Here is a 22,486-nt window from a genome sequence, read left to right as displayed (position 1 = left end):
TCTGTCATTATTTTTGTGGGTATTTTTCTTGGCTAATAATCGGTACAACACACCCCACAAGAGGATGGAGAGTGTTTTTGTTAGCCTATCCAATTTCAATATTATTATCAATTTTATGTGTAAATTTGATAGATAAGAAGTTTTCTAAAATACGTGACTTTATTAGAAACGGGTTTAATTAATTATACTCTAATGCCATTAATTTCTTTGAAATCAGGGCTGTCATAAAACAAACTGTCATTCTTGTTGTAATACATTCTAGGCTGACAAAACACAGAGTCGTAATACTTAATAGTGTAGTAACCTTTTTTCTTAAAGCTATTATTTTCTACAATAATGTTTTCAAAAATATTGTTTCCTTCAGGAATCAAAGCATATGCCCCACTCTTTTTCATCATGAATATTCCTCTACAATGACCAGTCCGTCTGCACCTCTTCCCGACGCATGTGCAGAGTTTTCATATGATTTAAATGCCCCTGCTCCACCGCCACCAGGATACCCTCCGCACTCACCTGGACCACCTACATGAGGTACACCGCCCGAAGATGAAAAAAAGGCACCACCAATTCCGTCAGAAAAAGAAGCGAGTGATCCCATACCACCTTGTCCTTGAATAAGGATTATTGAACCGCTTGGACCAGATGTTTTTCCTCCTTTTAGGTTGCCTGTCGATTGACCTCCGCCACCACCATCAGCAGTAATTGATAATGCCATAATAGATGATGCACCTCCATCTCCACCATTAGCAGCCACATCTCCATCAACACTAGCACCACCACTGCCAACTACTACTTCAATTGTTGCTATATTAGGGAGTACATATAACCCTTCGACATCCCCCCCTGCGCCCGAAGTTGCACCACCGTTTGTTGAAGTCCCAGCACCGCCTCCGCCCGCGCCCCAGCATTTCACGCGGATTTTCCGTGTCCCCAGCGTCGGCGTATAGATGCCGCTTTTGGTGAAGGACTGGATATTCAGCAGGCGGCCACTACTGAGAGTATCAGCGAGCGCCTTCACCGCCTTTGGCGTCGCAGCCAGCGTCTCGCTGTCGCTGTCTATGGCGCTGCTAAGCTGGGTGATGCCCGCAACTGTTGTGCTGGCATTCACGATACGCGGCACAAGGCCACTGCCGTCGCCAATAATCTCCCTCGACTCACCCTTGGGCACCACAACACCCGCTCCCGCTTTCGTGCGACAAATCAGCGAGCCACTGCCCGTGCATTGATTCACCACCGTCCAGCTCGTCTGCCACGCGGGGAAAATGACCGCCATATTGGCCTTCAGCTCACCTGTAAGCACGATACGCACCTTGGCCGACTGTAACGTGGTCAGCGTCACATCCGCCTTTACCAGCCCGGATAGCGTGGCAATACCGTAGTTTTCTGCCGGTACCCTGCCCGTCAGCCGGTCGTCTGCCACCTCGGGATTATCCAGATTGTTATTGTTATCGACGGTGTTCAGCCAGAAACCGCTGTTCTCCACGTTCGGGATTTTCGCACCGGCAGGATAACCGCCGACGGCGTTGGCAAACGCCGCATCAAACGGGTAACCCGCCCCGGCATTGGCCCAGCGACCCATCGCCGAGAGTTCATTGAGGATACCGTTAAAGTCCTTGCCGCTGGGCGGAATGCCGCCCGAGACTTTGGGCACCATCGTTTCCGGCGGAAAGCCCAGACTCAGCGAGGCCTCGCCGCTGCCGGTTTTGCTTTCCAGCGGGATATCACGCTTGTTGCCGTTCTGCCCGAACGGTATCGCGTGTTTGGTGGGGGTATGGCTGGATTTCATGTAAACTCCCATAAAAAACCTGTATGTCGCAGGTCATTCAGTAAAAGGTGCCCTCATCCATCGTATAGGTGTCTGCCGCAAAGCCCAGATTGAGCGTCGGCGCAATGATAAATCGCACCTCTACCCCGCTCGGTACCGGCACAATGCCAGCGTTTTCAGTATCGCCAGGTCAGACGGCGTCGGCGGAAACTCGAACACAATGTTCATGGCCATATCCCACCCGTCAGTGCAGTACACCTTGCCCCGGTCAGTAAACAGAATGCGCAAAAAGCGGTTAACCGACGGGATAGTGGCATCGGTAATATTGCTAAAGGCTTTTGCCCGTATCAGCTTGCGGTAGGCATCATCGGTTAATCTGACCACCGATGAGGGTTGCAGCCCGGCATAAAACGGTGACACATCGAACGGCTGCGGGTAGCCGTCAATGGCGGTGATTTCAACTTCGTCAAAGCCCAGATAATCCGGGGTATCTTCCACCGTCAGATAACGCGACACGCCGACAATTTTTCCCCAGATATCCAGACCATAGGTTTGTGCCGTCTCGATATCCCATAACGCCGTTAAAAAGGTGTCGGTAAAGCGCTCGAGACTGACGGCCTGCTCAAAGGTGGCTATCACAGCGTTTAACGCCAGTGATGCTGCATACTACGCCTGTATCGTCTTCAGGTAGTTCAGCCGTCACCACCTGAATAGCCGTCTCTGACGTCACCGGCACCTGGTCAATACCCAGCGTCACCCCCGACGACCAGTGCTGAGCGTCCAGTGATAGCTCTATCACCGCGATATTCAGCCTGACCGGGTCAGCGGCGGCACACCGGCATAAAACCGCCCGGCAGGGATAAGTGCCCCGATGGTCGCCGCGGCGTTGATATCGTCCTGCCCGGTAAACGTCTTGATAATCGCCTGCTGGATACGACTATCGGTATCGGCGGGCAGCTCAGTGCGCTGATTTTGCAGCGTCACCCGAAAAGACACCGTGGTGGGCTTTGCCGTCTGCCACTGCAAGGCATACTCGGGATACAGTGGGCTGTAGCCCTCGGTATGTTGAACGGTGTAATGCGTATCGCTGTTCATCTCGCAACCGAGGGCCTTGTTGTTGAAAATAGCCTGGGCAATATCGGCCTGTGCACCGCCAGCAGCGCCTCCTGAAGAGACACATCCAGATTGCGCGCATTCGCGGCGACAGAACGACGCCGGCGCGCTTCAAACGCCGTACGGCCTTCTACCTCATTGCCCAACACGCCGGCGACGTGATTCGTGATGGCCGACCAGCCCGGTAAATCTGGATTAACTCCCCGGCACCGAAGGGAATAGGCCCCTGGGTCGTATTCTGGAACCAGCGCTGCCGCTCGCGGGCAGGGTGGCAGCATTGACCGCAACATACTGATAGCCGCGCGTATCTTGCGCCACACTGCCCACCGGCAGCTGCGTACCGGCCAGCCCCGTGCAGATAGCCGTCACCGTGGTACCGGTCGCGCCAAGGCGGTCAATAAAATACAGTCGCCCAATTGCGTCCTGAAACCGGCCACTGGCAAAATCCGGGTTAATGGTTAACCAACGCCAGCAGCTGGTCGTTTCTGGCGGCGATAATCGCTGCCTCACTGCTGGCCAGCTGGCCAGCTGGCCCTGCGGGGTCGTCAGGCTGGTGCTCATCGCACCACCAAGCGCCGTGGAGAAATCGCTTAGCCGGCCGTTCAGAATATCGACCTCATCCGGTACCAACAGGCCTGTCTTGGAAAAAGTAACCGCCGGCACTGCGGTGGTATGCGCCGAGGATTTCTTTGTCATAATAGCACCGTGGTTTGGTCAAAGTTGGTATCGGTTATCGTCATGACGCCGCCCATACGGCGCTCGCCACCAGGAAACGGCCGTGCAGCTCGCGGACGACACATAGGGCAGCTTCATCGCTTCCTGCTGCATTTTGGTGTTAATAAACTGCGTCCCCGGCCACTGGCCCAGGATGCGTGGATAGAGGGGATGCCCAGTGTGGTGTCGTACCAGCATTCCCCAAAAAGGTGCTGCAGGCACAGGCAACATCCTGGGCCACCGCGTAAGGGTTATCGGTTACTGCCAGATTGCCGGCCCGTCCAGCATCAGATCCCAGGTCTGTGTGTCGAGTCGCAATGAACGTGTTTGCATGGCCCTTTCCTATTGGGGTTTTCCCGTCTGCGCCCCGCCCGACTGAACACCACCGTGTACGTGGTCACCAAAGGCAATGCCGCCGATGGTCGCACCGCCGGCGAGGGATGCCTGCCCGGTCACCTTCAAGGTATTCAAGCTTTGCACCTTACCGTTCAGCAGGATGCTGTCTGCATTCACCGCAAAGCGTGAGGCATTGGCCTCAATATCTGGCGCGTTCAGTGAAATTTTCCAAGGTGAGGTGACACTGATTTGCTGATCGGCAAACTGGATAAACTGCACCGGCGGGCCGTTGAGTACGCCCCCCAGATAGAGAGCATCCGACAGATTGTGCGTGCGCCGGGCATTGACGGCTGGCGTGTCGCCTTGACGCCACTGATATCCCGGTCGCAGATAGCCAGAAAACCGATATCACCGACTCTGGGCGGCATGATCACCGCGCTGTCGCCCCCTTGCAGACGCCAGACCGGGACGTTGTAGACCACCCCATGCGCGATGGGTGCACCATCGCCGGCGACCGCCATCACCATCGGGCGAATATCAATGGCACCCTCTTTCACGTTCACCACCTGCCCCAGCGTGATAAACACATGGCGGCCCAAAAACTGGCTCAGGATAAACTCCTGCGCATTGCTATCTCCATTTAGATCGGTACACTCACGTGTAATGGATGCATCTCATTCTCCCGGAGTCGTAGCAGATCGCAGGCGGTACTCCACTGGCCGCCCTCCACCCATGATGTCAGCGTATGCACGGCGCCAATAACGCTGTATTGCCCGCTGGCATTGGGAAGCACCGTCTCCAGCAACAGCTTGCGCCCGATGAAGATATCGGCGCAGAACAGCGTGGTAATACTGAGCCCCACGCTGGTAAAAATGGGATAGCCAATCAGCCCCTGTGGTGGCGAAATCCGTAATGCCGGCGCTTTTCGCGGCGTGCCCTTCGGCCAGATCGTCACCTGCTCGACGTTGATGTCGATGTCTGCTTCAACGACCTGGGCCGCCTCCAGCATCTGCCGGGTGATATCCCCCTGAAAATAGGGGTTTGGCAAGGCCCGTTTTACGCCCTCGTTTTTGTATTTTAGCCCAGCCACTGATGCCAGCGACGTAAAGATAGTGTCAATACCAACGGTACATTCGGCGCTGAAGGGCGGCGCGGCTTTCGCCCGCAAATAAAACATCATGTTAGCGGTGATCATCAGCGACACGCCCGGGGCCTGATTGTAATCGGCGTAGGCGTCGCTGATGAATCCCTCGAAGATTTGCCAGTCAGCGGCCCAGAGGCGGATCCGGTTAGGCGCCGCCCCGTCGATCCAGACGCCCTTATAGCTCAGCACCACCATGTGCTGTGGCGTCAGTCCAAGGTAAAGCGTGATTTGAGTGCCGGCAATCCCGCCATACGCCGTCAGGCTTACATAACAGCGCGCATTTTTGATGGTGAGCACGTTGTCCTGATCGTCAAACGTTCGCCCCTCTGCCAGGGTAAATTCCACCCTGATACTCCGCTGTTGATAGCTCACGGCATTTCCTCCGGCGCCAGGTAGTAAAGATTTGAAACGCTCCCCGAGGCCGGACCATTCCGGATCGTCCTCTCCCTCAAGATCAGCGAAAAACAGCTCACCCGCGAACGGGAGATAGCCATAGCGCACGATTTGTTTTGTTGCATCAAGGACGCGATAGTACCGCTCCACGCCGGGCTTTTACTGGCAATTATGGTACGGAAATACGGACGGTGCGGCACGGTAATGGTGTGCGCGGGGATCATGACGCTCTGCGCAAAGTTTGCTTTTGACGCTTTCACGAAACGTGTACCCACCGAACCCGTGCGCGGGTTAGCACGAAAATGCAGGGTCTGTTCGCGGGCAGGTACCGTGATACTGCCGCCAAACTCATTGCCACCGGCATTCCCTCCGGATAGGTCGCCCCTGCCAGAAAGCCCACCTTAAGCGTTTTCCCGGTTGCCATGTTTTTCGCCCGCTGCGCCAGCCGTTGCCGAAAAGCATCGCCTCCCCTGATCTTGCCGGCCATATTACAACCCCAGTAGCGCTTTGATGGCGTCGGCGTCTTTGGCGGCCAGGATCTGCCGACCGATAGCGCTGGCGTCGCTGATCTCCGCCACTTTTGGCCGGTAGTTGTCCGCCTTGGCACCGATGGCCTATCGCGCGGCCGCCGCCTCTTTCGCGGTCAAGTAGCTGTTTACCGGTCGTCGTAGCATCGGTGATCTGCGCAGTGGTGATGGCAGTACCGCTGCCATCCTGAGGGGTCAGAACCTCTATCGGGTAGCCCCCCATCGACATGGCACGTTGCGTCATCTCTGTTCTCCTCAAAAATAGTTAGCGCCAGCGGCGTAGGGCGCGAATAGTAGTGGGTGGGGTAACGTGAGGGTGAGCCGCCTGCGTGATAACGCCATGTCCGGTACGGCGCGGTAGCCTGCCAGTAATCCGCCCCGTACGGGGTCTGCAAGTACCACCAGGACGCGTCGTTACTGCCGCTGCTGTCCACCGACACCGAGCCTTCTGACGCACTGGTGATACGCCCAACCAGCCCGCTATCCTCGCCACGCAGCGCGCAAAGATGCGCGACCAGCAGAAACAGTAACTGCTCACGCTCTTTCAGATCGGCGATAAGACTCGCGTCGGTATTGTCGAGATAAAGCGTCGCCGCCTGATTAAACCGTGCCTGCAGCAGGTCTTCACTGACCGATGCAAACATCGGACACAGTGCCCGAAACGCTTTACTATCAAACGTCACAACCCCCATGGGTTACCCCTTCTGGCGCATCGCCTCATCATCCCGGGCGATGCCCGGTAGCGGATTTTCCTGCGACAGCGGCTCCAATTCGGAGACTGTCCCGGCCTGCTCCCTCGCCTGCGAGCGGGCACTGTTTTGGATACTTTGGGCGAATACCACCCCGTTTTTGATATAGGGTTGTTGGGCGTGTATCGCCAACCAGGCATCGAAAAAGACCTTGTCAACCTGGGTCAAGCCATACCCGCCGGTAACGTGCCCCGCTTCCTGACGATTACCGTTGAGGGTAACGGTCAGCCCTTCTACCTCAAAGACCAGGCCATTGGGCAGTTTGCAGCCCACAGTGACATGTTTAGCCATCATTTACACTCCCACCATTTGTGCAATGGCCAGCGGCTGGCGGATGATCGCCCCCCAGGTGCCGGCGGATTTTTTCTGCTCCCAGGCCGAGGGTTTGACCACCACGCTGTGCGCCCGCAGTTTTTCCGTAAAGGCACAATACCCCACATCCTGACCGTCGAGCTTTTCGGCAATAAGCTGGAGAAGCTCACCGGCAGCGGTGGTGTACTCCACAGCGCTGACGGTCGTCAGGCCGGGGAAGTTTTTTGCCAGCAGATCGGAGACATTCACCTTATAGGCGTTCGTCTTGGTCAGGTGCACCTCAGCGGACGGCGACAGGCACAGCTTCATGCTGTCAGTGCGCTCAATCAGGCCTTTGGTCTGCGTCACCAATTGCTTATAAAGACGCACGATGTCGTCATAGACCGCCTGACCGTCCTTGTCATCCCAACTGACCTTGCCATTCACCAGCGCCGGCGTAATGGGCGCGGACAGGCTCGGGTCGTTCAGCAAACCGTAGTTCTTCAAACCGTCAATGCCGTAGAAATACGACTTATTCTGAAACTTGTTGAGCACCAACGCTGACGCCACATTAAGTTCAGCCGCCCAGCCTATGCGCCCCTCACCATACATATCCAGTTCGCGATCACCCCACAGGGTAAAGGTCTGGTAATGGTAGCTTTGCCGCGGCTCCCAGTTCACATTGGCGCTTACCGTACCGTTATGGCTGTAGTCACCGTAACTGCTGACCTGCCCGGTCGATTCCACAATGGGGAATTGCGCGGTCAGCGTAGTCCAGTCGCCTTTTTTGGTTTCGCCCATGATTTGCGACGCCTTCATTGGCGTTACCATCACGCGGATCAGCTCAGGGTCGACATAGTTAGTGAAGTACGCCGGAATACCGCCGTTGGTCTGCGTCACCATCTGCGGTTGTGCATCCATGGCCAACGCATAGTTACCCGTATAGTCAGCCGTCAGGTACGCCTGCGCACCCGGCAGGATAATGCCGTAATCGCGACGGGCGGTGGCGTAGTGTTGCTTGAATTTATTCATTATTTGCTCCAGGTGCTGATCATGATCAGGTCTTCCGCGGCCGCCTCACTGGCGTCATAAAAAGCGGTTTCGGCAAAGCCGTCCAGGCTGACACCGGTGGCGATCTCACCGGTCGTCAGCGAGGCGAACACCTTCTGCCCGCGCGTGGCCGCCGTGGTGGCCCGCGCCCAGACATCGCCGGCGGTTATCAGCGTGCATTCACGGCCTGACGGGATCAGCATGGCGGTGGCAGCCAGCCACCCAACAATGGCGGCCTGCCCGTCCCGCGATACAAATCCCGCCGGCGCGCCCGTGCCCTGGTTGGTCGCCACACCGTTAACGACCCTGGAAGAAATCCTCTTCTTGCTTGTCAAGTATCAGCAGGCCGCGGTTATCCCGCGTCTGGTTAAACAGCTCGGCCCGCAGCACGTACCCCGGATCGCATTTCCCCTGCAGGGCAGTCCCCAGTTTGGTTTTGATGCCGCTTAATGAAAACGTATGCAGGGTATCGCCCACGCTGTCGCGGGTGCGCAACCAGTTATTCACATACGGCTCCGCCATTTGCGTCAGTGATAACCCGCCAAAGTTATAGGCGGCCTTCAACATATCGGGAACCGGGCGTGAGACAAAATTCAGCAGGCGACTGGCATGAACCGTTCATACCATTCCGTCGGCTGGTAAAAACTATCACTCAACGGATTATCGGCGTTGTACATCCCCGGGTAGGTCCACACTGGCTCCACTACCCGTAGGGCATGCAGGGCACCGCGAGCGATTTTTTTAGCCGAAATAAACAGCGGCGATCGCAACTCTTCCGCGTCGGGCCAGGCCGACTGCCCGGTGGGCGAGCGCATGTTGATATAAAGCTGCCCACGGCCAAAAAAACCATCATGCTCCGCCGCCAGCCGAAACGCCTCCTGTACCCGGTAGCGGGCCAGGGCGGCGGCAAGCTGCGTCACGCGCGCCGCCTTACTCTCATCGCCGTCACCGGCGACAGTGATTTTTATCCACTTGCGCGTCATCTCTTCGGCCATCACGCTGACCATACGGCGGTACTCAGGTAGCTGTGCCATCTGGGAAAGGTAGGGATAGCCCGGAAAACCGCCGATCACCGCATCGGGGTAGCTGCCGTTGAGCATATCGTAGGGGGTGGTGTCCATGGCCAGTACGGCAGGGCGAATAGCCTCTGGGATCACCCCTTTCGGCGGATCGTACTGCTCAAAGCGCCTCCGTTGACGTCGTTGATTCTCTTCCAGCATCTGCGCATGTACGCACATGGATGACGGCATTACCGGCACCGCCGGGGGTGCCGCGGTGTCCATTGGCGGTTTTTTTGCCTTGAAGGGCCACATGAAACGCTCCTGATCAGTTCGGGGGACACGCTTATCGGGTGGTGCCGGCCGGTAATGTATCCATCCAGTGAGTAGCGGATGGAGTCCCAGCAATGGTTGTGTTTATCCACAAACACCGGCAACACCTCATGGGTTTGCCGGTCGACCTTGTACGAATACAGCCGTGCTTCCTGTACGGTATGCGCACAACGACTATGAATAACAATATGCTCGAACCCCCGCAGGTAGGCAATCCCGTCCTCGACGCTGCCCGGCCATTTGGCGGCCGCGCTGATACGAAATCCCTGTCGCTCAAGGTAGCTGATGGTCTCCGGTCGGCTGTTGTCACCTTTAATCGGCCAGTCACGGGCACCGGGTACCTTGTCGTAAAACGCCGGCAGGTGGTCGAGTTCAACGCCCATGCCATATTGTTCATGCTCAATGTAAAGGGTTCGTCCAAGGATAAAACTGCGTATCAGCGTGCTGGGATCGTTGGCGAAGCCAAAGTCCGCACCGAAAAATAACCGGTCAGCCTGCTGCCACAGGTCGTCAGCGAAGGACTCCACTCTGTACTTGCCGGAAAACACCACCGCGTCGCTTATCGTGCGCGGTTTGCCCAGCCAGATATGCTCATAGGCGTCGTAGTCAACCCGTTTCAGGTACTCCATTTCCTGCCGAAGTACCTTGGGGAACCAGGGGTTATCCGTGTAATTGACCTGCACCACCACGGCGCTCTCTGGAGGGTTGACAACAAACCGCTGGTACGTCGGGGCGGATTCTTCGCGGGGGTTAAAGCTGACCCAAATCTCAGACTGGCCCGTTTCATTTTCCTTACGGATGGTAGGAATGAGCACGTCCCATGAGGCGACGCTGACCGTCTGCGCTTCCTCCACCCAACAGATATCAACACCTTCGGTCGATTTGATCCCCTGGATGTCGTAGCGCAGGCCTTTGAAAATAAACTCGGCGCCGCAACGGCTACGAATGCTTTTCTCTGTGATGTTAAACCAGGCGGATAACCCGAGGGCGGCGATCTGGTCGGTCAACAACCGGTGCACCGAGTCCTTGATGGTGTTCTGCACTTCACGCGTTCACAACACCCTTAGCGTCTTCGACGCTGTCAACACCACCAGGGCGCGAGCGATTTCCCACGACTTACCGCACCCGCGCCCGCCATGAAAAACCTTGTAACGCGCCGGCTGGAACAGCACCTTGAACTTGGGAGAAAAGTCCAGATTAACCTTCACCCTCTTCACCCCTTTTACTAAACTGCACCACAAACGTCGGAGCCTGCCCGTCCACGCCTGTCAGTTCGTTTTTAACGTTGTCTTTGAACGCCTGGACACTGACGTGTTTCCCTAGCAGCTCCAGGTTCTTCACCTTGTCCGGCCATTTGATTTTTTTCAACATACCAATGGCATCACGTGCCTCTCCTCTGCCCTCAAACATCTCGGCCAAATCAACGCCGCTCAGATAGCGGCGCCAGGCGGCCGGCCATTCAGCCAAGAGCCTGACGCGGAGGTCTTCATCGAGAATATCCGCCACATCCATGTTGTCGATTTCCAGCAGACGCTGGAGAACATAACAGGCATCGATATTTATCTGCTCATTGCGCGCCTGCTTCAGTTCATCAATACGCTGCCGGACCGCTTCTTCCTGCAGCAGGTTATAGCCATTCTGGTCAGCGCCGTTCTTGCTGTATCCCGCGCGTACGGCGGCCGGCCCCGCTTTGAGGTCGATAAGGTATTCATGGCAGAACATCTCTTTTCGGGGGGCCAGTTTTTTGGCATCGGGTTTATCCCGCTTTTCTAGTCATTTTCGCATTTCCTCAATCTGCCTCAGCGCAGCTTTATCCTGATTGCACATCTCCAGCGCCAGCAGCAGCTTCTCATTGAGTATCACGCTATCGCCCCACGTCATGTGCTCTGGGATAACCGGCGGCGGGCAATCATCGAGCAGCGTGGCCGGTATCGGCGCGGGCGGGATGGGCAGGTATCTGGTCTGCGTGCGCCCGCAGCCGGTTAACAGCGGCAGCAGGCACAGGCAGACGAGCACAGCGCTCAGGCGTAAGGGCCTCACGTATCTGGATGATACGCGGCTGGAAGTCTTGCACCGCGTGCTGATGTGCATCCTGTGTTGCTCCGGCTATCTGGTTGAACAGCGCTACCGCCTGTTCATAGTGGGTAAACTGTGCGCGGGCGGCGTCACGCTCGGCGACCATCGATTGGTTAGCCTGCTTCAGGCGAGTGATTTCGACATACTGGAGTCTCACCACGATGGCGAGAGCGGTAATCGTCGCGAGCATCGCGGCGAGGGTAAGGAGCCTCCAGCGCATCATGCTACCAACCTGTGTTGCTCTTCGATTAACGTATTACGAAAACACCGCACGCCAAATAAGCCTTAAACTTTGAACGCATCAGGAAATAGTGAAATCCAAAGTCTTTAGCCAATTTGTTTTTCGTCTTGCCTGAAACTTTCATACAAAACACGATAAATGCGTTTTTCATACAGATACTCCTAATGACATTATTAATTAAGACATCATTTTCATGGTTCAAATAAAGCTTTCTCTTCCTGCCTGCGCTTAATCAAGCCTGGCAACGACACTTTTTTACCGTCAACGGTCGCATGGCACCATTTGGAGAACTCTACCGCTGCCCCGGGGTAATCACTTTCATTCAGCTTTTTAAGCAACGTCGATTTAGCAAATGCCCCGATGCCGATATTGAAAACCAGTGAACACAATGCGTCGAACTGATTCTGTGCCACCGGCACGGTTATCAAGGCATTCAGTCGTTCAACCACGGCGTCGATATCGTCACGCAGAAAAGCGTCTGCCTGTTCGAGGGGGATAACATCCTCTGCCTTGACGCCGTTCGTATGCCCGTAGCCGATAGTCCATCTGTCTGCGCTGCATTGATATGCGGTGAGCTGAAGCCCCTCAAACGCCTTTATCCGTTCTAATCCATTCTGACTGATATTCATCATGACTCCTGATTCTTGCGCCGGGTAAACGCCTTTATGCGCTCGCGGATGTAGTCAGTCCCGACGTAGCCGATATAAATCGCCAGGGCCTGTGGTGCTGACTCGGGCAGTGTCAAGCCAAGCATAACTTCAATAAGGGTCAATAGAGGCTTGGCGAAGAATGCCAGTGTGCTACAGGACAGCGTGTCTAGCAGTCGCCGACTCCACGGATTTCTGACCCACGCATTGCGCAGAAACGAAAACAGGGCGGCGACAGTGGCGTAGCCAAAATCGGTTTGGTTGCAGCGTATCCAGGCCAGCAGCGCGACCCAGAATCCCGGCTCTTTCTCAGGCATTTTCATTATTTTTTATCAAAAGGAAGGTTACAGCATCGAAATGACGCTATGTAACGATTAAGGTGTCAGCACCAATGCCAACACAGGATAACGCCTTGATATCTCTCGACGTCAGGTCACCGTACTGCCGGATATCAGCACCGGGCTCAACCAGCACGTCGTAACGACCCAGACGCTCGTGCAAGGCGATGATGATGTCCTCGACGAAGGTAGGGTACTTTTAGACGGTGGAGACTTTCACCGGGTCTTCCTCCGTCTGCCCCACCCGCTCGGCGGCGAAGTCCAGTACACCCCGGAGTTGCTGGCCGTATTCCCCTTCCAGATGCGCCAGCATCCGGGTACAGGCGTTAAACGACTGACCTTAAAGCTCTGCCGTCAACACTGTGCGGTTAAAACTGCGTCGGGCTACCTGGTCACATAGTCGTTCCGGGTTATCGTGATTCACTTCAGCCCAACCGATATCCGTCGCTTTGACCAGATGGTCGAGATAGCGAAGTATACCCGCTGTTTGGGGCGTCTTCGTCATCAGGCCGGTAGTGCTGATATCCAACGGACGGGGAGCGTTTCGACATCTGACCAGCGAAGCCAGCCCACGAGGGATAAACTGAAACACACTGGCTATGTGCCGAAAAACCAAGAGCACCGCGCGCTTAACAAACGACCAGCACGAGGGCTTGATGTCAAAGCCTATGACCGGTTACGGGCACTGGAGATGCTCCCTGCCAGTGGATTAAGCACCGAATGACCGGGCAAAGGGCGAATAGCGGATAGCGGATAGCGGATAGCGGATAGCGGATAGCGGATAGCGGATAGCATAGTATCTCCTCATAACGGCAAAAAGGCTTTACCGGAACGAAGCCATAGATGTTAAGTGATGAGTTTAGGCAGCGACGGAAGAATGCCGTGATTGCATTTAATTCAGAAAAGCCGCAATCCGCTGTTCGTCATCGCAGATATACATGATTTTTTCCAGCTCCGACATTTCTTTCCAGGCTCTTGGGGCATCGATGATTTTGCGCACAATGTGTGGTTTTGCCATTAAGAGATCAATCACCGCATCGTCAATGGGCGATGGTCCTTGACCAAAATTGATGAGTCCGTAAATATGTCTGTGTGCTGAGAGTTTTTGCGGATGGCAATGATCGAAGTCAAGATTCACAAACAGATACCCGGGAAAAACAGGTGAGAGTCTTTTCCGAAAGGACGCTACACTATCTGGTCGCCGATATTGGGTTTCAATCATTGGACAAAAATAATAAACACCAGATGCAGCTAGATGGTTGAAAACCATATTAAACAACGTTGCTTTAAATCTTAAAAGATACCAACTCATGATATGACAATCTTTAGCCCGCACCTCTAAATTCGATGACCATGCGAATTTTCATTCGGACATCGAAGCGCTATAAAAGTAAGATTACCCATAATTTTACGATCGTAAAGTGTTTTTCACGTCCAATTTCATTTCAAATAGGTAACGATGACAAACTAACATCCAATACCATGAGATAACCTTCAAAGATACCTTCAGCATTTTATATGCCTCTTGCCAATATGAGTATCTTAACATTGACGCTCAAATGCTAAAATCATAAACGTTTTGCCTAGAACGTAATAATAAAATAACAAATTATATGCTTTAGTTTTTTTTCATAAAGTGACACTATGCAATTAGAAATACATATACCGTCATCATCTGAACACCGTTTTCTGGACTTAATTTTGTGCGGGATCAGTCCTGACAAAGACTTGGCTATGGGACTATCGTTCGAGTTGACGACCCGTGCTCCCCAGCTTTCTAGTACATACTTAATGTCTCTCATGTCGTCATATCCTTTTTTAGATCTCCCTCCTCACAGGCGTGATATCAGCTTGCCACTGCCCGTATATTTCAAATTTTTACTATCGATAATTCACATCAGGACGGATTTTTAATAAATCTATCCACGCTGGTCTCGGCCTACTGCGATCCTGCAACCGTAAAACAGGCTTGGGTATATCTTTCCCCTCGGCAACCGCCTTCGACCATTTATCAAGCTCCCTGGATAGCGCTTTTTCGACTTCCGCCTCTGTCAAACGGTTCTGAATCATGCACTGACGTACTTCCGTACAAATCCAATACATCACTGGATGACTCCAGGGAAATTGCTCTACACTTTCATAAAGTCCGCGATCTCGGCAATAGCAGCGAAACTCTTCAGACAAATTAATTAACGAAATGCCAAACGGATTTGTTTCGGACATATCGGCTGATACGATGGAAATAAACTCCGCCAGATCGGGAGGCCATGAATTCCCGGAAGAACAACGAGCAATACAAGTATCCATCACGCCTGACATTTGCTTATCATTCAACCTGCCAATCGCCGCTTTCCAGGTCAATAATGGGGTCGTGCCGTTCTTTGCCATCCACCGATCCAAGTATATCATCCCCATAATATTCCAGAGGCGGTAAGCCTTCTCGCTCTCGTTCCTCAGCGATTGCGGCCCGTATTTTTTCGACTGCATGCCCCCTAGTTGGTTGATATTGTTTAACTTTTTTACCATCTTTGCCTCGCTTGCCAGTAAATTCCCTGCTCCGGCGGATGCTCTTCGTTAAAGCCTGTTCCCACTGAGCGTGATGTTTTGCCTTTCCCTCGGCCTTCCAGAACGTGATGAACTCCGCCAGTTCTGTGGCGGTTGGAGGCTCGTCGAGAACAATCCCCCACGTCGCAGCCTTCCGGCTGAATTCCTCGTCCAGTAGCCAGTCGTCGTGCATCGTGAATTTATCAATCGGCCCAAACCATCCAGGCGACGGAGGCCGATTATCGAGCACCGCGTTGTTGGCTGATGGATCATGTCCAGACGCCAAACTTCGCACACGCGCGCTAGAGAGGGGGTTATCTTTTATATCTTCCTCTCTCTCTATCTCTGGTAACGCTTTTTGAAACGCTGGTGTAACGCTCTCGGCGTTACATTCTTCCGGCGTAGTGAGTTTCATTTTGCGTGATTTTGTAACACGCTGGTTTGTAAATACCCGTTTTTTAGAAGAATTCCCGTTATGACGTTCAAAGTTCGGAAACTTCAGAGTGCTATCATCAACAATCAGCAAACCAATCGAAATAAGAGCATCTGCAAAGCCTTTTACAAACGTAATTCGGTCAACTGCATTTTTTGTAACGCTCACAGCGTTACACTTTGTCTTTCCATCGACGGTTTGCTGGTCAGCCCAGGCCCATAAGCGGATTAATTTTCCCAGCGCAGCATCAGGATCAATATCCAGCAACTCTGCAAACTGGCATACCTCCGGCTTATCAGGAGTAATGACCTCGACTTTTATCCAATTAGACGACATAAGATGCCTCGTTTAGCCAGTAACGCTCTGAGCGTTACTTAATAAGTACAAATACGTTACAGTCTGGCTCTGTGGAGACGGTCCCGTATTTGCACTGATGTTTTTATTGCAACAAAAATTCTCATTGGTCATACCTCGCTACACCCGGCAGTAGTTGCCGTAAACCGGCCTTTTTGGGAGCGCATGCAGTGCGCTGATAGCCTCACTTATTTCCTTTTCGGATAGACGGAGAATCGAGCAATGCGGCGCTGACGGCCTTGGCAAACTCTTTATTCGCCTGCGCAACGCGATAGGACACTGAACCCGAGCGCCGATACTCCAATGCCTTCAGTGAGTACAGAGGCAAGTCTCCCCCACCTAACTCAATTTAGTAGCAATGGCCCAGCGGCGTAGTTCAATGCAAAGTGCTTCATGGTTGAACTGCATAAGTCAGATTTTCGCCTCCGTTATGTTTAGGTGATAAGTCATTTTTGGAATTCTTTGAGCCATACAAATCAGCATTACGCTTAAACCTACCTTGAGTGATCAATTCAAGCTGAAAAGCTCTTTTTTCTGGAATAACATCACGCCAGCGTGAAACAGCTGCATGCGATATACCCAGAGCTTGAGCAGTTTTAGTAAAACTTCCATCAAAAAATTTAAGTACATCAATCTTTTTCATCGGGGACACCATTTTAACATTAAGACGCGATGAATGTAATTATAGTTACCTTAAATATAAATCAAAATTAAACCCTTCTGGTGTAACATAAGTTACTCTATCAATCATAGGGCCCGCTGAGATGGATATGCCGAGGCGCATAAAAGATCTGAGAAACGCGCAAAAAATAATTCAAATGACGCTTTCAAAGATGGTTGGAGTTTCTCGTATAGCAGTTACAAAATGGGAAAACGGCCAAAGTGAACCTGATGGTAAAAATCTTATCAAACTCTGTCAGGCGCTGAAATGTAATCCTGACTGGCTATTGTATGGATTAGATAAAGCTGACAGTACCACGCAAAATTCACTTAGCAACAGTAATTATCAATCTGTGTCTGTTGTTTCTTGGGCGCAGATTGGTGAATGGGACGGAAGGTCTCCATTTGCTACTGAATCAGAAGCTATAAAGTGGATTGATGTAATGGGAAACATTCCAAAAGGCGCATTTATCGTTGAAGTAAAAGGGGATTCTATGGTTAATCCTCATGGTATGCCTACATTACCAGAAGGTTCTTTCGCGTTGATTGAACCAAGATCGATGTTGACTGAGGACTTGAATGAAAAGATAATTATTGTTCAACTAGCTCAACAGCGTATACCTAGTATCAAAAAACTATCGCTTGATGGCCCCAATGTGTATCTCAGATCTTTGAATCCTAACTTTAAATTAATAGATATGGATATAAAAGACTTGATTGTAAAAGGATTAGTTATTCAAGTAATACAAGAAGTATAACTTGTCAACCCCTCAACTATAGAGAGGTATTTGGTAATGACTCCAATTAATAGAACATGTGTTTTTCGATGAAGGTTCCGATGACTTTGTTCGTGAATCTCGACGGAGCGCGAGAAGCAAATCGTTTTACGCGCCTGTCGTTTAATGCGGGTCGGAGCGTCAGGTTATTGCGCTCTATGCGTTGCGTGAAGATCTTGCCAGTCAGATGTTTCTGCTTCGGCACCTCTCTTGCATAGCTGCCCCAGTTGTCACTGGTAATCATGCCGATGTTGAATGGCGTCAACAGAGCCAGCAATTCACGGTAGGTCTCATCGGTTCGGAGGCCAAAAGTGTAGGCCAGAACGCCGCCCCGTTTTGGTATTGTAAGCATACCAGAGCCAGTGCTGTAGCGCCTTACTGCCAACGAAGCTCCATTGCTCATCAAGTTCACAGATAAGGGCAATATCGGCGTGAGCAACGGGAGAAGACGTTATCCGGCGGGGCGAGAGCTTTTTAAAGCCCGGATGACCGTATTGATGCCGATTTTCAACGCTCTGGCGGTATCGCGAACACCGGCACCGTTGAAGGCCATATCAACGATCTGCTCTTTAACTCCCGGCTTTCGCGCTTCATAGCGGTAGGTAAGCTGAAATACACGGCGACAGCACTAACACCAGAAGCGTTCGCGCTTAGTTGGACTAAGGCCATGTCGATAAATTTCATCTGAATGGCAGCGAGGACAATGAACAGAAACTGTAACCACGTGGAAACCTCAAATAGCGGCAGAATATCACAAAAACCAACCATTTCAAGACATTATCGGGTTTTTTAGCACCTCGAAAGTAACTTATATTACCATGAATCCATCAACAGCAACCAGCGACGGCAAAACCCCGGCAGATAATAATACTACGAGTCACCCGCCGATTGCTTTAGCTCAATGTAGCCAGCCCGAGGCGTGATGATCATGACGGAGGTTGCGAGAAGTTTGGCGGCTTAGGTCGTAGAGGCACAGCAGTAAGGGTTAGGTAAGCGTTCTGACAATCTGAAAGCAGATGAGAGGCATGACCAATGAAAAATATTATTCCGAACAGCGGCAAACAGGTAATGCTCAGGGACAAGCGCACAGGCGCGCCCTGGCTGGCATCCTTCAACTACGTCAATCAGCACTATTCGTTTCAACCAGTGGGTAATTTGCGGGCAATAAGGCAAGAATTTGAGAGCTTAGAAGTACCGGCAGAGTTTGAGCCAGCCGGAACGCGTTACTCCGAATTTCTGTGACTTTTGTAGTGACGGCGGGCAGAAGCCCTGCGAGGCATGAAACGACCCGTTAGCCCCACGTTACGGGGCGCGCAACACGATCGGGATAGGGGCGGTCAGTAACTGGCCGGTCCCCTCCCACACCACCCGGCATACGGGTCCGCACCGTGCGGTTCGAGCAGTTGAGGTTACGTGAGGCTAGGCATGCCAAGGGAATCCAAGTAAGCAATCGTCAACACGTTATGTACCGCCGACAGGTGTTGTGCTAGTTGGAAATACGCTTTTCAGCCCAGTACATAGCGGCGTAGTGCTTTGATTACCTGGCTTATGCTGCGTCCACCCGATCGACCAGTCAATTGCCTGATCCTTTGCTTGAACGTCTCCAGCGCCTTTCTCGACACCAAGCGTCTAATCTCGCCGTTCGGGGCTTCCCAGAGGGTATAACCCCGAAACTTGCGGCCAAAGCCGCTTGCAACCGCACTTTTCGATGTATTGATCCTCAGGTACAGCTTGTCGTAGCAGCGCTTGAGCAGTTTCATCACTCGCCAGTCTTCTCACTGCGCACATAGACATTGCAGTCATCGGCATAGCGGGCAAAGCGGTGTCCCCGCAGTTCAAGCTCCCGATCCACTTCGTCGAGAAGCACGTTGGTCAGCAGAAGCGAGAGGGGGCAGCCTTGCGGCGTCCCTTCCGCATGCTCGACAACCACACCGCCCTTCATGATTCCTGCGTTCAGGTAAGCACGCACCAGCCGGATCACTCCAGCATCGTTAACGTGCTTCCTTAAACGATCAATCAGAATGTCGTGGTTAATCCGATCAAAGAACTTCGATAGATCAACATCAACCACCACGCGGTAGCCATCTTGTACGTACTGATGTGATGCAAGAACAGCGTCATGCCCACGACGACCGGGGCGAAACCCGTATCTATATTCACTAAAAGTGGGATCGATCAGCGGTTGCAGCACCTGGAGCAGTGCCTGCTGAATCAGACGATCGATGACGGTGGGTATCCCCAGTTCACGTTCGCTTCCATCCGGTTTTGGGATGCCTACGCGTCGTACCGGTTGTGGCCGGTACGTGCCGATCATCACTTGTTGCCGGATGGTCGGCCACGCGTACTTCAGGTGTTGTCCGGTCTGCGCAATACTCAGACCATCGACCCCCGCCGCAGCTCCTTTGTTTGCCTTCAGGCGTTTCCACGCGCGTTGCATATTTTCCCTCGCGAGTGCTTGCATGAGCAAGTCTCGCCCTGCGTCTTCCGGTTCTTGCCGCGGGAGTCGTCGAGTTTCATCGCTGAGCGCTTTGGACGAGGTTTCACCTCGCCCTGAAACGATCCGCTCCGCTAGCGCGGACATCTGATGCAATACACGATTCATCGGCAAGGCGTTTGACGCGCTCCTTTCTCGTTCGGCCCTTCACCCAGAGCGGCTACTACGACCTCTGCTGACTTCCCGCTCCGGCTTGCACCGTCGCCCTTTCAGGCGAGATCTCCCCCCAGGTAAGAACGCACTCCTTCACTGCACAACCGCCGGAACTACGCCACCTCGCCTTGACCACAAGAGTTTCACGGTTTCTCGCCCGCTCACCCTGCTCGCCAGCGCCTTCTATCCGATTCTTGTTCATCGGCTCGCATTTCGCTCCACACTTCCTCCCCACGCTCAGTCACCCTTGCGCAGTTGTGCTTCGCTCACTGTGGCCAGCTTGCGGCGGGACTTGCACCCACAAGAGTGCGCTCATGCTGGGCGCACTAAACTAAAAAGGCCCGCTTCAGGGCGGGCGTCTCTACCGGCTTTACGTCCCGGTGACGGCGGAGTTGGCGACCAAACCAACTCCTGCGAGGCATGATCAATGACTTCCATCATTGGACGCAGGGATTATAGACCGCTTCACGTCATCCGGCAACAGTTAGATATGAGCTTGGCTATAAAAGGAGATGAAATGAATATTGAAACCGAAAACGAAATCCGCTGCACGGTTGAAAGATTCACACCGGAGCAAGAGGAAAGTCTTGGAAAAGAGGTTGAATGGGCCAACAACGAATGGAGTTATGAATATCTGGCCCAGAAATTGGCAAAGGTTATTTCAGTATGCGGAGAAAAGGCACTGCTATTAGCGATGCAAAATAATGACGAATTTATGATTGCAGCCTACAAAATAGTGGCACAGGCTGTAAGAAACCAGCAAGCTATTAATTGCTCTATTATCATGAAAGTTTTGACGAGGTGGCGTAATAGCAAATAAATTAAATACAACCTCAGCGATTCTAGCCGAAAAAGGCGTTGATTTTTCCACATGGAGCGCACTTAAAAATAGTATTTATCCCGGCGCTAAAGATGAATCGGTCATGATGGCATTGGACTATTGCCGAGCGCGTCAGCTTGACCCATTAATGAAGCCGGTACATCTGGTGACAATGTATATTAAAGACGCCAAAATCGGCAAGGGAGAGCAAAGAGATGTCGTTATGCCGGGTGTCGAACTGTATCGAATACAGGCAGACCGGTCAGGAAATTACGCAGGTGCCAAGGAGCCAGAATTTGGCCCGGATGAAACCAAAACCTTTAATGGCATAGAAGTCACTTTTTCGCAGTGGTGTAAATATACGGTATGCAAGATGATGCCTGGCGGCCAGATTGTTGAGTACAGCGCGAAAGAATATTGGCTGGAAAACTATGCGACCGCAGGCAGGGATTCTAACGCACCTAATGCAATGTGGAAAAAGTGCCCTTACGGCCAGATAGCAAAGTGCGCAGAAGCTCAGGCACTTCGCAAGGCATGGCAGGAAATCGAGCAGCCCACAGCCGAGAAAATGGAAGGCAAGACGCTGGATGTTATCGACGCGCGCGATGTCACGCCATCCGCAGGCCACTCAACGAGTCATGAGGGAGCAACAACTGAAACGTTGCAAGCTATCAATGACCTGCTTTTGTCTCTAGACAAAACCTGGGATGAAGATTTTCTTCCCCTTTGCTCAACAGTATTCAAACGGCAGGTCAGCGAAGCGGCAGAGCTGACCGACCAGGAGGCATTAAAGGCGCTCGACTTCTTGCGGAAAAGAGCCGCCAAGAATGCAGCATGATAGACGCCGACGTTATTCTGTCTAAAACGGGCATAGACGTCACGCAGGTGCAACAGGGTTGCGTTTGCGCCTTGGCGCCATAACCGCCTCAGAGGCTTCCTGCGTGATTTCCAGCCCACGTTCAGGCAACAAATGGACGGATACGAAGCGGTCTTACTTCAATAAGCTGATTGCCGAGATTTGTACCGGGCAATCTCCCGAAGTGAAGGCAAGGCCGCTAGAATGGGGAAAAGAAAACGAAGAGGTAGCAAGACGACTGTTTGAGTTCACTACAGGGTTAACCGTTATCGACGTCCCCATCATATTCAAGGAGGAAGATATGCGTGTAGCGTGCTCCCCCGATGGCGACTGTAGTGATGGGCTGGGACTTGAATTAAAGTGTCCATTTACATCACGCGACTTTATTAATTTTAGACTGAATGGCTTTGACGGCATCAAATCGGAATATATGGCTCAGGTTCAGTTTAGCATGTGTGTTACGGGTAAAGAAGCATGGCATTTTGCTAACTATGACCTCGAATGAAGCGTGAAGAACTTCACAACGTCATTGTTGAATAAAACGATAAATACATTTCAAAATTTGAAGAATCCGTACCAGAGTTTACAGAAAGAATGGATATGGCATTAGCTGAACTTGGATTTACCTTTGGCGAGCAGTGGAATTAACATTCCTTAATGACTAAACATTTAATTTTATGA

General features: G+C 52.5%; 38 protein-coding genes and 5 pseudogenes. 5 read left to right on the top strand and 38 right to left on the bottom strand.

Features of this window, described 5'->3' with window-relative positions:
- Positions 1 to 182: 182 nt before the first annotated feature.
- The 31 genes and pseudogenes from SGP1_RS10830 to SGP1_RS27235 all read right to left on the bottom strand — a co-directional run bounded on the left by SGP1_RS10830 (position 183) and on the right by SGP1_RS27235 (position 16,689).
- Positions 183 to 398, bottom strand: coding sequence for a hypothetical protein (locus SGP1_RS10830; protein ID WP_041866895.1), 216 nt, complete (start codon positions 396 to 398; stop codon positions 183 to 185).
- Entirely contained in the window at positions 395 to 1,786 is a 1,392-nt protein-coding gene (locus SGP1_RS33275; RefSeq protein WP_011411050.1) for a phage tail protein, read from the bottom strand. The genes SGP1_RS10830 and SGP1_RS33275 overlap by 4 nt, the downstream gene beginning before the upstream one ends.
- Before the next feature lie 120 nt (positions 1,787 to 1,906).
- Entirely contained in the window at positions 1,907 to 2,404 is a 498-nt protein-coding gene (locus tag SGP1_RS10815; RefSeq protein WP_243465996.1) for a DUF2612 domain-containing protein, read from the bottom strand.
- A complete protein-coding gene (locus SGP1_RS30735) occupies positions 2,388 to 2,564 on the bottom strand; it encodes a hypothetical protein (protein ID WP_158302346.1) in 177 nt (58 codons plus the stop codon). The genes SGP1_RS10815 and SGP1_RS30735 overlap by 17 nt, the downstream gene beginning before the upstream one ends.
- 8 nt (positions 2,565 to 2,572) lie before the next feature.
- On the bottom strand, positions 2,573 to 2,860 hold the full coding sequence (locus SGP1_RS31695) for a hypothetical protein (RefSeq protein WP_050747463.1): 288 nt from the start codon (positions 2,858 to 2,860) through the stop codon (positions 2,573 to 2,575).
- Positions 2,861 to 3,073: 213 nt separating this feature from the next.
- Positions 3,074 to 3,574 carry a hypothetical protein gene (locus SGP1_RS31690; protein WP_050747576.1) on the bottom strand — a complete coding sequence of 167 codons (501 nt, stop codon included), beginning with the start codon at positions 3,572 to 3,574 and terminating at the stop codon, positions 3,074 to 3,076.
- Positions 3,575 to 3,592: 18 nt separating this feature from the next.
- Complete coding sequence (locus SGP1_RS33270) at positions 3,593 to 3,814, bottom strand: hypothetical protein (protein WP_243466235.1); 222 nt, start codon at positions 3,812 to 3,814, stop codon at positions 3,593 to 3,595.
- Positions 3,815 to 3,934: 120 nt separating this feature from the next.
- Positions 3,935 to 4,593, bottom strand: a pseudogene (locus SGP1_RS10805) (Gp138 family membrane-puncturing spike protein).
- The gene (locus tag SGP1_RS10800) at positions 4,569 to 5,615 is read right to left on the bottom strand and encodes a hypothetical protein (protein WP_243466234.1); all 1,047 of its coding nucleotides are present in this window, start codon (positions 5,613 to 5,615) and stop codon (positions 4,569 to 4,571) included. The pseudogene SGP1_RS10805 and the gene SGP1_RS10800 overlap by 25 nt, the downstream one beginning before the upstream one ends.
- 106 nt (positions 5,616 to 5,721) lie before the next feature.
- Positions 5,722 to 5,952 (bottom strand): hypothetical protein, encoded by a 231-nt coding sequence (locus tag SGP1_RS23945; RefSeq protein ID WP_050747575.1) that lies wholly within the window; start codon positions 5,950 to 5,952, stop codon positions 5,722 to 5,724.
- Positions 5,953 to 6,282: 330 nt separating this feature from the next.
- Positions 6,283 to 6,684 (bottom strand): annotated as a pseudogene (locus SGP1_RS10790) (DUF4054 domain-containing protein); the annotation flags it as partial.
- A 3-nt stretch (positions 6,685 to 6,687) separates the two neighbouring features.
- Positions 6,688 to 7,032 carry a hypothetical protein gene (locus tag SGP1_RS10785; protein ID WP_041867495.1) on the bottom strand — a complete coding sequence of 115 codons (345 nt, stop codon included), beginning with the start codon at positions 7,030 to 7,032 and terminating at the stop codon, positions 6,688 to 6,690.
- Positions 7,033 to 7,035: 3 nt separating this feature from the next.
- A complete protein-coding gene (locus SGP1_RS10780; RefSeq protein WP_011411046.1) occupies positions 7,036 to 8,064 on the bottom strand; it encodes a hypothetical protein in 1,029 nt (342 codons plus the stop codon).
- Positions 8,064 to 8,375 carry a structural cement protein Gp24 gene (locus SGP1_RS10775; RefSeq protein ID WP_050747574.1) on the bottom strand — a complete coding sequence of 104 codons (312 nt, stop codon included), beginning with the start codon at positions 8,373 to 8,375 and terminating at the stop codon, positions 8,064 to 8,066. Before SGP1_RS10775 ends, SGP1_RS10780 begins: the two co-directional genes overlap by 1 nt.
- A 4-nt stretch (positions 8,376 to 8,379) precedes the next feature.
- Entirely contained in the window at positions 8,380 to 8,649 is a 270-nt protein-coding gene (locus SGP1_RS36360) for an anti-CBASS protein Acb1 family protein (protein WP_050747573.1), read from the bottom strand.
- Positions 8,650 to 8,675: 26 nt separating this feature from the next.
- Complete coding sequence (locus SGP1_RS10770; RefSeq protein ID WP_050747572.1) at positions 8,676 to 9,365, bottom strand: anti-CBASS protein Acb1 family protein; 690 nt, start codon at positions 9,363 to 9,365, stop codon at positions 8,676 to 8,678.
- Complete coding sequence (locus SGP1_RS10765; protein ID WP_070108754.1) at positions 9,332 to 10,456, bottom strand: PBSX family phage terminase large subunit; 1,125 nt, start codon at positions 10,454 to 10,456, stop codon at positions 9,332 to 9,334. The genes SGP1_RS10770 and SGP1_RS10765 overlap by 34 nt, the downstream gene beginning before the upstream one ends.
- A 9-nt stretch (positions 10,457 to 10,465) precedes the next feature.
- A complete protein-coding gene (locus SGP1_RS33265) occupies positions 10,466 to 10,621 on the bottom strand; it encodes a hypothetical protein (RefSeq protein WP_243466233.1) in 156 nt (51 codons plus the stop codon).
- The gene (locus tag SGP1_RS10760) at positions 10,611 to 11,135 is read right to left on the bottom strand and encodes a terminase small subunit (RefSeq protein WP_011411045.1); all 525 of its coding nucleotides are present in this window, start codon (positions 11,133 to 11,135) and stop codon (positions 10,611 to 10,613) included. Before SGP1_RS10760 ends, SGP1_RS33265 begins: the two co-directional genes overlap by 11 nt.
- 51 nt (positions 11,136 to 11,186) lie before the next feature.
- Positions 11,187 to 11,429: an Rz1-like lysis system protein LysC gene (gene lysC, locus SGP1_RS27255; protein WP_041866894.1), complete on the bottom strand. Its 243-nt coding sequence runs from the start codon at positions 11,427 to 11,429 to the stop codon at positions 11,187 to 11,189.
- Positions 11,323 to 11,712 carry a hypothetical protein gene (locus SGP1_RS10750; protein ID WP_011410993.1) on the bottom strand — a complete coding sequence of 130 codons (390 nt, stop codon included), beginning with the start codon at positions 11,710 to 11,712 and terminating at the stop codon, positions 11,323 to 11,325. Before SGP1_RS10750 ends, lysC begins: the two co-directional genes overlap by 107 nt.
- A 209-nt stretch (positions 11,713 to 11,921) precedes the next feature.
- Positions 11,922 to 12,359 (bottom strand): lysozyme, encoded by a 438-nt coding sequence (locus SGP1_RS10745; RefSeq protein WP_011410992.1) that lies wholly within the window; start codon positions 12,357 to 12,359, stop codon positions 11,922 to 11,924.
- Positions 12,359 to 12,700, bottom strand: a complete 342-nt coding sequence (locus SGP1_RS10740; protein ID WP_050747560.1) for a phage holin, lambda family — start codon at positions 12,698 to 12,700, stop codon at positions 12,359 to 12,361. Before SGP1_RS10740 ends, SGP1_RS10745 begins: the two co-directional genes overlap by 1 nt.
- A gap of 355 nt (positions 12,701 to 13,055) precedes the next feature.
- Entirely contained in the window at positions 13,056 to 13,220 is a 165-nt protein-coding gene (locus SGP1_RS30730; protein ID WP_158302373.1) for a hypothetical protein, read from the bottom strand.
- 161 nt (positions 13,221 to 13,381) lie between these two features.
- Complete coding sequence (locus SGP1_RS35110) at positions 13,382 to 13,510, bottom strand: hypothetical protein (RefSeq protein WP_279379456.1); 129 nt, start codon at positions 13,508 to 13,510, stop codon at positions 13,382 to 13,384.
- A 97-nt stretch (positions 13,511 to 13,607) separates the two neighbouring features.
- Positions 13,608 to 14,027 carry a transcription termination/antitermination NusG family protein gene (locus SGP1_RS27250; RefSeq protein WP_083764732.1) on the bottom strand — a complete coding sequence of 140 codons (420 nt, stop codon included), beginning with the start codon at positions 14,025 to 14,027 and terminating at the stop codon, positions 13,608 to 13,610.
- A gap of 271 nt (positions 14,028 to 14,298) precedes the next feature.
- Positions 14,299 to 14,517 carry an antiterminator Q family protein gene (locus SGP1_RS33260; RefSeq protein ID WP_243466232.1) on the bottom strand — a complete coding sequence of 73 codons (219 nt, stop codon included), beginning with the start codon at positions 14,515 to 14,517 and terminating at the stop codon, positions 14,299 to 14,301.
- 79 nt (positions 14,518 to 14,596) lie between these two features.
- A complete protein-coding gene (locus tag SGP1_RS27240; protein WP_243466231.1) occupies positions 14,597 to 15,049 on the bottom strand; it encodes a replication protein P in 453 nt (150 codons plus the stop codon).
- Positions 15,042 to 15,452 carry a DnaT-like ssDNA-binding domain-containing protein gene (locus SGP1_RS35660; protein WP_341532866.1) on the bottom strand — a complete coding sequence of 137 codons (411 nt, stop codon included), beginning with the start codon at positions 15,450 to 15,452 and terminating at the stop codon, positions 15,042 to 15,044. The genes SGP1_RS27240 and SGP1_RS35660 overlap by 8 nt, the downstream gene beginning before the upstream one ends.
- A 66-nt stretch (positions 15,453 to 15,518) precedes the next feature.
- Positions 15,519 to 16,028: pseudogene (locus SGP1_RS35655) on the bottom strand (hypothetical protein); the annotation flags it as partial.
- A 409-nt stretch (positions 16,029 to 16,437) separates the two neighbouring features.
- On the bottom strand, positions 16,438 to 16,689 hold the full coding sequence (locus SGP1_RS27235; protein ID WP_083764728.1) for a Cro/CI family transcriptional regulator: 252 nt from the start codon (positions 16,687 to 16,689) through the stop codon (positions 16,438 to 16,440).
- A gap of 175 nt (positions 16,690 to 16,864) precedes the next feature.
- Here SGP1_RS27235 and SGP1_RS10725 point away from each other — a divergent pair, with 175 nt between their 5' ends.
- Positions 16,865 to 17,464 (top strand): LexA family protein, encoded by a 600-nt coding sequence (locus SGP1_RS10725; protein WP_243466230.1) that lies wholly within the window; start codon positions 16,865 to 16,867, stop codon positions 17,462 to 17,464.
- Here SGP1_RS10725 and SGP1_RS35105 read toward each other — a convergent pair.
- From SGP1_RS35105 to SGP1_RS35085, 5 genes and pseudogenes are all read right to left on the bottom strand, one after another.
- Positions 17,443 to 17,586 (bottom strand): hypothetical protein, encoded by a 144-nt coding sequence (locus SGP1_RS35105; protein ID WP_279379467.1) that lies wholly within the window; start codon positions 17,584 to 17,586, stop codon positions 17,443 to 17,445. The genes SGP1_RS10725 and SGP1_RS35105 overlap by 22 nt on opposite strands.
- Positions 17,574 to 17,834: pseudogene (locus SGP1_RS35100) on the bottom strand (IS1 family transposase); the annotation flags it as partial. The pseudogene SGP1_RS35100 and the gene SGP1_RS35105, both read right to left, overlap by 13 nt.
- Complete coding sequence (locus SGP1_RS35095) at positions 17,773 to 17,907, bottom strand: IS1 family transposase (protein WP_341532865.1); 135 nt, start codon at positions 17,905 to 17,907, stop codon at positions 17,773 to 17,775. The gene SGP1_RS35095 and the pseudogene SGP1_RS35100, both read right to left, overlap by 62 nt.
- Before the next feature lie 26 nt (positions 17,908 to 17,933).
- The gene (locus tag SGP1_RS35090) at positions 17,934 to 18,035 is read right to left on the bottom strand and encodes an IS1-like element transposase (RefSeq protein ID WP_279379455.1); all 102 of its coding nucleotides are present in this window, start codon (positions 18,033 to 18,035) and stop codon (positions 17,934 to 17,936) included.
- Between the two features lie 75 nt (positions 18,036 to 18,110).
- Positions 18,111 to 18,206 (bottom strand): IS1 family transposase, encoded by a 96-nt coding sequence (locus SGP1_RS35085; protein ID WP_279379454.1) that lies wholly within the window; start codon positions 18,204 to 18,206, stop codon positions 18,111 to 18,113.
- A 308-nt stretch (positions 18,207 to 18,514) separates the two neighbouring features.
- Here SGP1_RS35085 and SGP1_RS10710 point away from each other — a divergent pair, with 308 nt between their 5' ends.
- A complete protein-coding gene (locus SGP1_RS10710; protein ID WP_041866890.1) occupies positions 18,515 to 18,724 on the top strand; it encodes a hypothetical protein in 210 nt (69 codons plus the stop codon).
- A gap of 263 nt (positions 18,725 to 18,987) precedes the next feature.
- Here the strand turns inward: SGP1_RS10710 and SGP1_RS33255 are convergent, their stop codons facing one another.
- Together SGP1_RS33255 and SGP1_RS33250 are read right to left on the bottom strand one after the other, a co-directional pair.
- Positions 18,988 to 19,242 carry a hypothetical protein gene (locus SGP1_RS33255; RefSeq protein ID WP_243466212.1) on the bottom strand — a complete coding sequence of 85 codons (255 nt, stop codon included), beginning with the start codon at positions 19,240 to 19,242 and terminating at the stop codon, positions 18,988 to 18,990.
- Positions 19,242 to 19,919, bottom strand: coding sequence for a reverse transcriptase domain-containing protein (locus SGP1_RS33250; RefSeq protein ID WP_243466229.1), 678 nt, complete (start codon positions 19,917 to 19,919; stop codon positions 19,242 to 19,244). The genes SGP1_RS33255 and SGP1_RS33250 overlap by 1 nt, the downstream gene beginning before the upstream one ends.
- A gap of 637 nt (positions 19,920 to 20,556) precedes the next feature.
- Between SGP1_RS33250 and SGP1_RS10695 the strand changes: the two genes are divergently transcribed.
- The 3 genes and pseudogenes from SGP1_RS10695 (at position 20,557) to SGP1_RS10685 (ending at position 22,453) form a co-directional block, all read left to right on the top strand.
- Positions 20,557 to 20,949: a hypothetical protein gene (locus tag SGP1_RS10695; protein ID WP_041866889.1), complete on the top strand. Its 393-nt coding sequence runs from the start codon at positions 20,557 to 20,559 to the stop codon at positions 20,947 to 20,949.
- Complete coding sequence (bet, locus tag SGP1_RS10690; protein WP_041866888.1) at positions 20,939 to 21,787, top strand: phage recombination protein Bet; 849 nt, start codon at positions 20,939 to 20,941, stop codon at positions 21,785 to 21,787. The genes SGP1_RS10695 and bet overlap by 11 nt, the downstream gene beginning before the upstream one ends.
- A pseudogene (locus tag SGP1_RS10685) lies at positions 21,784 to 22,453 on the top strand (lambda exonuclease family protein). Before bet ends, SGP1_RS10685 begins: the two are co-directional and overlap by 4 nt.
- Positions 22,454 to 22,486 lie beyond the last annotated feature (33 nt).

The sequence above is a fragment of the Sodalis glossinidius str. 'morsitans' genome, assembly GCF_000010085.1.
In the GTDB taxonomy this organism is placed as follows: Bacteria; Pseudomonadota; Gammaproteobacteria; order Enterobacterales; family Enterobacteriaceae; genus Sodalis; species Sodalis glossinidius.
This window is presented reverse-complemented; position numbering and strand designations above follow the sequence as displayed.